Here is an 11,228-nt window from a genome sequence, read left to right as displayed (position 1 = left end):
CTATATAGGCTTTTTTGCTTTATAATGTACTATTGTGTATATTTGTACTGTGTCATACCGTGGCTTGTCCACGGTATCCAGTCTTTGTTTTTTTATGGATCCCGTGGACAGGCCACGGGATGACACTGAGGAAAATTATGTTAGATAATATTAGAAAAACTGCCGATAGTTTTATAATGCGAGTTTTATTCGCAATGATAGCTTTTGCTTTTGTCGGCTTTGGTATTAAAGATGTATTAAACGGAAGAAGAAGCGGCGATATTGTTACTTTTTCTCATGTGAAAAATATATCCCAAGAAGATTTTTTGCGGGCAAAATCTTTAGAAATTAATGCTATAAGTAAGCAAACAGGAACAAGTTTAACGGATGAAGAAATCGCACAGTTAAATATTGATAACCGAATCCTAAAAAGGCTTGTTTACGATAATGTCTTAGATTATTTAGTTAGTTATTATGACTTAGATCTAAGTGATGATACAGTTAAAATTTTAGTTAAAGAATCACCGGTTTTTAAAAATGAGCAAGGTGTTTTCGATATAAAAATTTTTAAAACTTATTTTAGAAATTCTTATATGGATGAAGAAAAATATTTATTAAACTTCAAAGAAAAAGCTCTAAAAAATATTTTTGTCGGTACTTTTGTAGAAAGTTTCTATGTCCCTAAAGCTATGATTGACAATATAGTAGATTATATGGCTGAAAAAAGAGAAGTAGAATTAGTACAAATAGATTTACAAAATAAACCGAAAGATTTACAAATCTCTACCCCTACCGATCAGCAATTAAAGGATTTTTACCAAGATAATAAAACCTCGTTTGAAATACCTGAGAAACGCAGCTTTTCTTATATTAAAGCTAATATTAAGGATTTAAAAGTCTCAGTTACTCAAGATGAGTTGTTAGAGTTTTATAATGAAAATAAAGATGAATTCGGTGATCAAAGTTTTGAAGCAGTACAGAAACAATTACATGATTTATTAAAGGCTCAAAAAATCGACATACTTAATATGGAGTTTGCTAAAAAGCTGGAAGATGAGACGGCAGCCGGTTCTAGCTTAGTTGAAATTGCTGAAAAATATAAGCTACCGATACAAAACGTTAACTATATCAGTTATGCAGAGCTTATTGAAGATAAAATAATTGCCGAAAATGCTGATAGTATTTTTGAGCTTTCGGAAGGAGAATTATCTTATCCTATAGAAGCAGAAGATAAAAGCTATCTTATATTGGTAGAATTAAAATCGATTCAGCCGGCAAAAATACCTGAATTTGGTGCTATTAAAGAGCAGGTAAATAAAGCTTGGATAAAGCGGAATATTGCAGATGTAAACTTAAAAATTATCAAGGATTTAGCAAAGGAGTATAATTCAGATCAAGAGAACATAAAAGAGCTTAAAGCTACCGGAATAAAAATAAGCAAAAAAAGCTATATTAGATCCGAAATGGAAAATGATCTAACTCTAACTCCTGAAATATTATTATCAATTTTTAATACTAAAATAGGAAGTAATACACCTATATTCCAAGTAGGTGATGAAGTATATTTTGCATATATTAAATCTAGAACTATCGATGAATTAACGGCTAAAAATATTCATATCAATTCAGAAAAAAATATAATATATAATATTAAAAATTCTGTAATTGACGAGCTAATTAACTATGCAATTATTCAGAACGATATGCAGGTAAAAGCTAATTTTAGTAAATAGGGAGCTGTCACCCCGCACCGTCATTGCGAGGAGCGAAGGGCGTTGTTGCATGGCTCAGCTTCACCTTTGTCATCCCGTGATTTATTCACGGGATCCAGTTAAAAATACTAATATTATTAGTATTTTTAGTTGTTTTACTGGATACCGTGGACAAGCCACGGTATGACACCGAGCGGGTTTTTCGAGCCATGCAACAAGACCGGAGCGAAGCGACGTGGCAATCTTGTCAAGCATCCTGAGATTGCCACGCTCCTTGCAGTCGCTCGCAATGACGATAAAATAAGCCACGCATTATAAATAAAAAAATAGAACTATGAGCTTTAAAGACTTACCGGAATTTTTAAAATTTTTAGAAAAAAACGGTGAGTTAAAGCGTATTTCTACCCCAGTTAAAACTGACCTAGAAATTACTGAAATTAGTAGAAGAGTATTAGCACAAGGCGGACCTGCATTACTTTTTGAAAATGTTATAAAAGCCGACGGCATTAAATCTGACATCCCTGTTCTAACTAATCTTTATGCTAGTATAAATCGTATTTGTATGGGGCTTAAACTTAAGTCACCCAAAGAATTAAGAGAGCTTGGTGTTTTACTAGCATTCCTTAAACAGCCGCAACCTCCCGCATCTTTTAAAGAAACATTATCAATGTTACCTCTTGCTAAGCGTATCTTTGCTATGTCTCCTAAAACAATATCAAAAGCAGCCTGTCATGAAATCGTCATTGACAAACCGAATATTAATATATTGCCGATCCAAAGATGTTGGCCTGATGATATTTCGCCTTTAATTACTTGGGGGATAGTAGTTACTAAAGGACCTAGTAATAATAAAATAGATAATTACAACCTTGGTATATATAGGATGCAAACAATAGCTCCTAATAAGCTATTGATGCGTTGGTTAAAGTTACGGGGCGGAGCAGAGCATCATAAACGTTGGAAAGAAGTAAAAAAAGAGCCGTTTCCTGCTGCTATTGTTATTGGGGCAAATCCAGCGGTAACTTTGGCAGCGGTTACACCGATACCTGAGAATATCTCAGAATATAATTTTGCAGGTTTACTCGGTAACGAAAAAGTAGAGCTAGTGCAATGCAAAACTATTGACCTTAAAGTACCTGCACATAGTGAAATAGTGCTAGAAGGTTATGTAAGTTTAGAGGAATATTTACCTGAAGGCCCTTTTGGGGATCATACCGGATATTATAATGATGTTGAGGAGTTTCCGGTCTTTACCGTAACTGCAATAACGATGAAGAAAAATCCAGTATATTTAAGTACCTATACGGGAAAACCGCCTGATGAGCCGTCAATCTTAGGTGAAGCATTAAATGAAATCTTTATTCCTATCTTGCAGCAGCAATTTCCGGAAATAGTAGATTTTTGGCTTCCGCCTGAAGGTTGTTCATATAGGGTTGCGGTAGTATCGATTAAAAAATCTTATCCCGGTCATGCTAAAAGAATAATGCTTGGGATTTGGTCGTACTTACGGCAATTTATGTATAGTAAGTTTATTATAGTTGTAGATGATGATATTGATGTTCGTAATTGGCAAGAAGTAATTTGGGCAATAGCAACAAGAAGCGATCCAAGGCGTGATACGAGCTTTATAGATAATTCTCCTATAGATTATTTAGATTTTGCATCACCTGATTCAGGGCTTGGTAGTAAAATGGGAATAGATGCAACCGATAAAATATACCCTGAGACAAATAGAAAATGGGGTAAAAAAATAGAAATGAGTCAGGAAGTTATCGACAAGGTTGATAGTATGTGGGATGGTTTAAAGATATAAGGTATATACTCGCTGAATTTGAAAAATTGGCTACGTCGTCTTTGTAAGACCTCGGATGCTCACGTATTATTATACGCTCCGCTCCTCGGCTTACAGACTCCTTGCTCTTTTCCAAATTGAGCTTCGTATACCAACTCTTCATTTACCAGGAGTATACTCGTTTAATTTGAAAAATTGGCGTCGTTGTTTCATATTTCTTGATCCTCACGTACTAATATGTACGCTGCGGTCAAAAAATGTGAAACGCCTTGCTCTTTTCCAAATTAAACTTCGTTTACTATTTATATTAATTGTTAATTTTTTAGAAATACCTTGGAACTAAACATGTATAACATCCAGCACGAGACGATAATTAATAATTTCAAAGAAATAGCCGATAAATATCAAGAGCTTATTTTGCATTTCATGCAAGGTAGGGGGAGTATGATACCTAGGAGTCTAATTGATAGTGATAAAAACAGGATTATAGCTTCTTTAATGGTAGAACAATTTTGGGCAAATCCTGAAAAATTTTGTCAGCTTAATATTGAATATATTGATAAGTTAAGAGAGCTTACAACGAATAGCTTTGCAAAATTTGTCGGTAGTCCGGCAAAAGCTGTATTTTCTCCGGATAATCGAGATAAAAGATTTAAAGATTCTTCATGGGAGGATAATGCTTATTTTGACTTTGTTAAACAATATTATTTACTATCTAGTGAGTGGCTTAAGAAGAATATAGAACAGTATGAGCTATCAAATGATCTCAAGCAACATTTAGAGTTTGTAACTAAACATTTTATTGATGCTTTTTCACCTTCAAATTTTGCTTTTTGTAATCCTAAGGTTTTACGTGAGACGTTAGAAAGCGGCGGTCAAAATCTAGTACAGGGATTAGAAAATTTCTTAAGAGATATAAAAAGCTCTGGTGATATATTAAATATTAAAACTACCGATAAATCCGCCTTTAAACTCGGTCAAAATATTGCGGCAACAAAAGGAAAAGTTATATTCCAAAATGATTTAATGCAATTAATATGCTATGAACCGAAAGAGAAAGTCCATAAGATTCCGATATTTATTATTCCGCCATGTATAAATAAATATTATATACTCGATTTATCTCCGCATAATTCTTTAATATCTTTCTTAGTAGAAAATAATTTTCAAGTTTTTCTTATTTCATGGGTTAACCCTGATATTTCTCTATCGGAAAAAGGCTTCGAGGATTACTTAAAAGACGGTATTTTAGCACCTTTTGAGTATGTGAGAAACCTTGGTTTTAAAAAAATTGATTTTGTCGGCTATTGCATGGGTGGTACGTTCCTTGCTATAATTATCGCCTACTTTAAAGCAAAAAAAATAGATTTTGTTCACAGTAGCACTTTCTTTACTACTTTGCTTGATTATACTCACCCAGGCGAGCTTGGAATATTTTTTAATGAAGCTACGATTAATTACATTAAAGAAGATATAAAGCTAAAGGGCTATTTTGACGGACAATATTTATCAAATAGTTTTAGTTTGCTAAGGGCGAATGATCTAATTTGGACGTTTTTTGTCAATAATTATTTGCTTGGTAAAAAACCTATGCCTTTTGATTTGCTATATTGGAATGCGGATTCTACTAACTTGCCGGCAAAAATGTATGAGGAATATTTACAAAATACATATTGTAATAACTTGCTAAAAGAGTCTAATAATTTAGAGCTACTCGGAACAAAAATAGATCTTGGAAAAGTTGATTGCAACACTTTTTTCGTAGCCGCAAAAGAAGATCATATAGCTCCATGGCGTTCAATATATGATGGAGTAAAATTATTAAACGGACATAAGATTTTTTGTCTCACGGATTCAGGGCATGTAGCAGGTGTAGTTAATCCTCCTGCGATTGCTAAATATAATTATCGGCTTAATGACGACTTAAGTTTAAGTAGTCATGAGTGGCTTATGAAAGCTACGGAATATGAAGGCTCATGGTGGAATTATTGGCTTGATTGGCTTATAAAAAATAATGATAATAAGCTAGTAGATTCTTTAGATTATCAGAATCTAAAGGCTATTGAAGAAGCACCGGGCAGTTATGTTAAAAAATAGGTGTTATGGCGTATTTCGTCATTGCGAGCAGCCGTAGGCTGCGTGGCAATCTCATGAAATAATACTCCTGAGATTGCTTCGTTAATTACTTTGTAATTTCCTCGCAATGACGATTTACAAACAACGCCTAAAATATAAATAAGTCATGAAGAGAAAAAATAATAAATTTATAGAAATATCTATTGCCTTTATCTTAGGAGTTGCTTTAGGTATTTATGGACAGAATCCGGATTATTTTACTAATCTAATAAATCAAAAATCATTAGCTTCATCTGCACCGAAAATAAAGCATTACAATATTTCAGAGCTTTCAAGAAGTAAAGTTAGTACATGTTTTACTCCTCCTGCCGGTTGTACTAAGTTTATAGCAAATCAGATAGATAGAGCTGAAGACTCTATTTATATGCAAGCATACGGTATGAGCGATGCGTTAATTACTACTGCACTTATTAATGCACAGATGCGAGGAGTAAAAGTTAGAATATTGCTTGATCGTAGTAATCTTAAGCAAAAATTTTCTAAATTGCATGAATTACAACGAGCAAAAATTGACGTGGGTATAGATAAAGTACCGGGAATTGCTCATAATAAAGTTATAATTATCGATAAAAAGAAAGTAATAACCGGCTCGTTTAATTTCACGGCTGCTGCTGATAAACGTAATGCTGAAAATGTAATTATTATAGAAGATCAGGAATTAGCAGAGTCTTATCTACAAAATTGGTTAAACAGGAAGGCGAGCAATTGAGAGGAAAGCCGTTATTGTGAGCGGCTGAAAGCATGACCTGCGTGAATCGGTTTTCCGTCATTGCGAGAAGAATTACGTAGTAATTCGACGAAGCAATCTCAGGATATTTTATGAGATTGCCACGTCGCTTCGTTCCTCGCAATGACGTTAAAAATCAAGCAGATTTCTTATTAAAGTTTTTTTGTACTTGTTCTGCCATATTTTGCATATTATTAGAAGCATGATGAACATTCTCGGCAATATGCTTATTTGTGGCTTCTAATATTTTGTTTGAAGACTCATAAGCAATACTAGCGAGTTCCTTAGCATTATCCATAGATGTTTCATAAATAGATTTTAAACATTTTTGATGGCATTCACTAGCTTGTTTGAAATCTTTAGAATTTGCTGCTTCTTTGGTAGTATTCAAAATAGTATTAACATTATTTTGTATAATCTCGGAATTTTTTTTAAGCAAAGATTGCATGCTTTCTGTAGCAATTTGGTTAGTTGTTAAAAGAATATTCATAGCTCTTTGCATTGTATTTGTGATAGATGAAAGATCTACACTAGGGATATTTTTCATAGAACTCATATAAAATTCCGGATTCATATAGGATTTCATTAAATCTAAAAATTGTGTATTATTTAACATTATTCATTCTCCTAAAATAAATTAAATTTTTTACTTAAAAAATTTTTTGTGTTTTATAGGTTACGTATATGTAAACATAAACCCTCAATTCATGCTAACATTTATAAAATTATGAGTCAATAATTGTTAGCATTAAGAATAATATTAAAAATAGTTAAGTTTTTATAAATGTTAGATACATCAATTCAAGAATTAATAAATAAGTGGCAAAAATACCTCGTTTTGCAAAGAAATTACTCTAATCATACAGTAATTTCTTATAATAATGACCTTAAGCATTTCCTTGAGTTTATGAATTATTATAATTCGGAGCTTGTAACGATAAATCATATTAAAACTGCAGATATAAGATTAATCCGAAGTTGGCTTGCAAAACGTAACTGTGATAATTTTACCACTTCTTCAATTTCACGTGGTTTATCTGCAGTAAAAAATTTTTATAGGTTTTTAGAGAAAACCACACAATTAAATAGTCATATAATTTTTTCTATAAAATCTCCTAAAAAAACTAAATTATTACCAAAAGCTTTATCGGAGGATGATGTAGTAATATCACTTGAACATATTGAAGAATACGGGAATGTTAAGTGGGTAGAACTTAGAAATAAAGCCCTACTTGTTCTTATATATGCTTCAGGTCTACGTATATCGGAGGCATTATCAATTACGAAACTTCATCTACAAAATCTAGAATTTATAAGAATAATAGGTAAAGGTAGTAAAGAAAGAATAATTCCGTGGTTACCGATTGCTAGAAATTTAATTACCCAATATTTAGAAATATTGCCGTATAAGCTAAGTGATAATGAACCAATATTTAGAGGAAAGCAGGGTAAGAAATTGCAGCCACCGGTATTTAATCGTGAATTAATTAAATTAAAGCATTTTTATGGTTTACCACAGCATTTAACTGCTCATTCATTTAGACATAGTTTTGCTTCACATTTGCTTGAACATGGTGCAGATTTACGCTCTATTCAAGAGCTATTAGGTCATAAAAGTCTATCTACTACACAAAACTATACTAAAACAAGTATAAAGCATTTAGAGGCTGTATATACTACCGCATATCCGATTAAAAAATAAAATATATTAATATTCATAATCTTCTTGCGTTAATTTTAAGTTATATATTATATTATTTTAAAAACCTTATGAACATACATAGATTAAAGCTAATATTGAGATATTAATATGCTAGAAACACCTAAATTACCTATGGGATATAAACCTTCTAAAGATGAAGAATATATGTGTCCTAATCACCTAGAATATTTTAGACAAAAACTTTTAAGATGGAAAGAGGATTTATTAAAGGAATCTCAAGAGACTTTAAATCATTTAAAGGAAGAAAATTTAAAAGAATCCGATCTTAACGATTGTGCTACTCATGAAACAGAAAGAGCTTTTGAGCTTCGTAGTAGAAATAGATATTGTAAATTAATGAGTAAAATAGAAGAAGCATTATCACGTATTAAAAATGGGGAATACGGTTACTGTGAAGAAACAGGCGACCCAATAGGTATAAAAAGATTAGAAGCACGACCTATTGCTGCATTATGTATTGAAGCTCAAGAGCGTCATGAAAATTATGAGAGGAGTCATTTGGATGAGCCTGGGAATTAAGTAGCTAGGTAATTTATGTGCGTGGTTTGAAAGTTGTCATTGCGAGCCGACATTCATGCCGGCGTGGCAATCTTGTCAAGCCTCCTGAGATTGCTTCGTCAATTGCTATGCAATTTCCTCGCAATGACGGAAAAATCTATCAAGACCCAGACTATTAGCGATTATGTATCTTAAAACCTAAAGAAGTTAGAGCATTTACCGTTTCAAATAAAGGTAATCCCATAACATTTGAATATGAGCCGGAAATGAATGAGATAAAAGCTTCTGCATAACCGGAAATTTTACAGCCGCCGGCTTTATCTATTCCCTCATCCAAAGAACAATAAAAATTAATCTCTTCATCACTTAATTTTTTGAACTTAACAATAGTCTGAACTATTTTTTGTCTAACTGTAAGCTGATCATTCTCTTTTTTGATAATACATAAACCGGTATAGACACGATGACGACGTCCGGATAACATCTTAATACAATTCTTGACTTCTTCATAAGTAGTAGCTTTCGGCAATATTCTTCTACCTACTGCCGCTACGGTATCGGCAGCTATAATTATAGCAGATTCCTCTATTTGAGATGCAATTTTTATAGCTTTTTCGTAAGCAAGTCTTATGGCTAAGGGAGCGGGTAATTCACGCAAATTAGGTGTTTCGTCTATATCGGCTGGAATAATTTGTGAAGGGATAATTTTGATTCTGTTTAGTAACTCAATTCTTGCAGGAGAGCTTGATGCTAATATAATCGGTAGTTTTTTTTTGTTCTGCTTCATACTTATAAAGACTAGTGACGATGAATCACACGCCCCTTAGTTAAATCATAAGGAGTCATTTCTACCGTAACTTTATCTCCTAGTAATATTCTGATACGATTTTTACGCATCCTACCGGAAGTATGAGCAATAATTACATGATCATTCTCAAGCTTTACTCTAAAAGTAGCATTAGGTAAAAGCTCAAGTACTGTACCTGTAAACTGAATGAGGTCGTCTTTTGACATTATAATTTATGTTTTTATGGTCGGGGCGGAGAGATTCGAACTCCCGACCCTCTGGTCCCAAACCAGATGCGCTACCAGGCTGCGCTACGCCCCGAGAATTAATTATGTCTATACTATATACTCTATTATTCGTAGCAAATCAATTTGTTTATGCAAAAATAATAAAAATGCTACGCATTTTTCCGTCATTGCGAGGAAATTATGAAATAATTGACGAAGCAATCTCAGGATATTTGACGAGATTGCCACGTCGCTTCGCTCCTCGCAATGACGGAAAAACCGGTCCACGCGGGCAGTACCTTGCGAATAGGCCAAAACATATAAGTTTTATCCTTGTATTTCTTAAGTTTTATATACGATTTACCAGATTTCTGCAAAAAATACATAAAGTTTAATTTATTTTAAACAAGAAAAAGTAACTTATAATTACTCTTTATATGTAGAAAATACTTTATTTATAAGTATTTTTATAAATATCTTAGTATTTAATTAATGTTTTTCAACTAAAAGTAATGTGTTATTTATATAACAAAATTATAAGTTAGAAAAGTTTTTGTCCTTTTAATAATTGTTAATCATTTCATCTTATCCTCTTTTATTATTAATATTAATTAAAGCCCTGAATAAAAATTTAATTTTATTATTAACTTTTTTTAAAAGTGCAACATAGGTTCTGTGAACATCTCTAAAAAATAGCAAATTAATTAGAAATGTTCATAGAACCTAACAAAAATATTAAGAATTTTTATCTTAATCTCATTTACCAAAGATTTTTAAAAATTTTCCAAAATACAGAAAATTTATATTTTGTTTAATGAATACTAGTCTCGAATTGATAATTTAGAAAAATTAAGTCCAAATTTAGGAGATATTATGTCAAGTCAACGAAAAGATACTCTAAAAAATCTATTGAAAAAAAGTATGTTCGCATCAACCGCTGCATTGATGCTTGCTAGCACGAGTAGCCTTGCTGCTGCCTTAGTGAATAGAAATGTTATAGCAGATAATGCAGTTTTATCTAGCGGTGCTAATCTAGATCAAAATGGAGGAAATGTTCCTTTCAACCCTGCTTCCGTGCTTACATATAACAACGCATTTAGTGTTACTGCGAATGTTCCTGCAATTGCCGGTATATATGTAAATGCTGTTTCTATTCCCGGTCCTGGGGCATCAATGACTTTCCCAAATGATATCACACTTGGTCCAATTGTTCCACCGGATTTAATTCTAGCAAATCACGCATTAAATATGATTATTCCTGCAGGAGTAAATGTCACTTTAAATGGCGGTACACCATTTAATCCAGGTGGTCCACCTCCAATATTAGCCTTTGATCCAGCAGTTGCTGCAGCTGCTGAGGATGCAGCAGGTAATGTTAACCCATTTGCTCCAGGGCTTGGTAGTAATGTACCTTTGGTAGTAATGTACCTGTTGATACTTATTTTATTAATAATATAGATTTTCAGGGTACTAATGGGCAATTAACTATTCAAACCATAGATAACGGGGATATAGTTTTTGCTGCTGCAACTACTGATACCACGATTACAAACGGACTAGATGCTATTGTAAATGTTAAATCAAATCTTCAAGTAAAAGATAGTAGTTGGGCAACAGAGCTTGGAACAATCAATATTAGTGCTAATG

Annotated in this window: 10 protein-coding genes, 1 tRNA gene and 1 pseudogene; 7 read left to right on the top strand and 5 right to left on the bottom strand. The window is 32.8% G+C overall.

Annotation, left to right across the window (positions count from 1 at the left end):
• The first annotated feature begins 137 nt into the window (after nucleotides 1-137).
• From H6P87_RS06665 to pld, 4 genes are all read left to right on the top strand, one after another.
• Entirely contained in the window at nucleotides 138-1,712 is a 1,575-nt protein-coding gene (locus H6P87_RS06665; protein WP_202069446.1) for a SurA N-terminal domain-containing protein, read from the top strand.
• 313 nt (nucleotides 1,713-2,025) lie between these two features.
• Complete coding sequence (locus tag H6P87_RS06660; protein ID WP_202069445.1) at nucleotides 2,026-3,504, top strand: UbiD family decarboxylase; 1,479 nt, start codon at nucleotides 2,026-2,028, stop codon at nucleotides 3,502-3,504.
• A 324-nt stretch (nucleotides 3,505-3,828) separates the two neighbouring features.
• Nucleotides 3,829-5,580, top strand: coding sequence for a PHA/PHB synthase family protein (locus H6P87_RS06650; RefSeq protein WP_202069443.1), 1,752 nt, complete (start codon nucleotides 3,829-3,831; stop codon nucleotides 5,578-5,580).
• 145 nt (nucleotides 5,581-5,725) lie between these two features.
• Nucleotides 5,726-6,328 (top strand): phospholipase D, encoded by a 603-nt coding sequence (gene pld, locus H6P87_RS06645; protein WP_202069442.1) that lies wholly within the window; start codon nucleotides 5,726-5,728, stop codon nucleotides 6,326-6,328.
• 154 nt (nucleotides 6,329-6,482) lie between these two features.
• Here the strand turns inward: pld and H6P87_RS06640 are convergent, their stop codons facing one another.
• A complete protein-coding gene (locus tag H6P87_RS06640; RefSeq protein ID WP_202069441.1) occupies nucleotides 6,483-6,962 on the bottom strand; it encodes a phasin family protein in 480 nt (159 codons plus the stop codon).
• Nucleotides 6,963-7,130: 168 nt separating this feature from the next.
• On the opposite strand from H6P87_RS06640, the gene H6P87_RS06635 reads away from it, so the two are divergent.
• Together H6P87_RS06635 and dksA are read left to right on the top strand one after the other, a co-directional pair.
• The gene (locus H6P87_RS06635) at nucleotides 7,131-8,048 is read left to right on the top strand and encodes a tyrosine recombinase XerC (protein WP_202069440.1); all 918 of its coding nucleotides are present in this window, start codon (nucleotides 7,131-7,133) and stop codon (nucleotides 8,046-8,048) included.
• A gap of 108 nt (nucleotides 8,049-8,156) precedes the next feature.
• A complete protein-coding gene (gene dksA / locus H6P87_RS06630; RefSeq protein ID WP_032073655.1) occupies nucleotides 8,157-8,588 on the top strand; it encodes an RNA polymerase-binding protein DksA in 432 nt (143 codons plus the stop codon).
• A gap of 154 nt (nucleotides 8,589-8,742) precedes the next feature.
• Here the strand turns inward: dksA and H6P87_RS06625 are convergent, their stop codons facing one another.
• From H6P87_RS06625 to H6P87_RS07580, 4 genes and pseudogenes are all read right to left on the bottom strand, one after another.
• Complete coding sequence (locus H6P87_RS06625) at nucleotides 8,743-9,354, bottom strand: Maf family protein (RefSeq protein WP_202069439.1); 612 nt, start codon at nucleotides 9,352-9,354, stop codon at nucleotides 8,743-8,745.
• An 11-nt stretch (nucleotides 9,355-9,365) separates the two neighbouring features.
• A complete protein-coding gene (gene infA / locus H6P87_RS06620; protein ID WP_008579354.1) occupies nucleotides 9,366-9,581 on the bottom strand; it encodes a translation initiation factor IF-1 in 216 nt (71 codons plus the stop codon).
• Between the two features lie 17 nt (nucleotides 9,582-9,598).
• Nucleotides 9,599-9,675 (bottom strand) — tRNA-Pro (locus tag H6P87_RS06615).
• Between the two features lie 38 nt (nucleotides 9,676-9,713).
• Nucleotides 9,714-9,896 (bottom strand): annotated as a pseudogene (locus H6P87_RS07580) (hypothetical protein); the annotation flags it as partial.
• A gap of 558 nt (nucleotides 9,897-10,454) precedes the next feature.
• Here H6P87_RS07580 and H6P87_RS06610 point away from each other — a divergent pair.
• A complete protein-coding gene (locus H6P87_RS06610) occupies nucleotides 10,455-11,039 on the top strand; it encodes a hypothetical protein (RefSeq protein WP_202069438.1) in 585 nt (194 codons plus the stop codon).
• Nucleotides 11,040-11,228 lie beyond the last annotated feature (189 nt).

It is taken from the genome of Rickettsia tillamookensis (assembly GCF_016743795.2).
GTDB lineage: Bacteria > Pseudomonadota > Alphaproteobacteria > Rickettsiales > Rickettsiaceae > Rickettsia > Rickettsia tillamookensis.
Note: the sequence above shows the minus strand (reverse complement) of the source record. Positions and strands in the feature narration are given on the sequence as shown.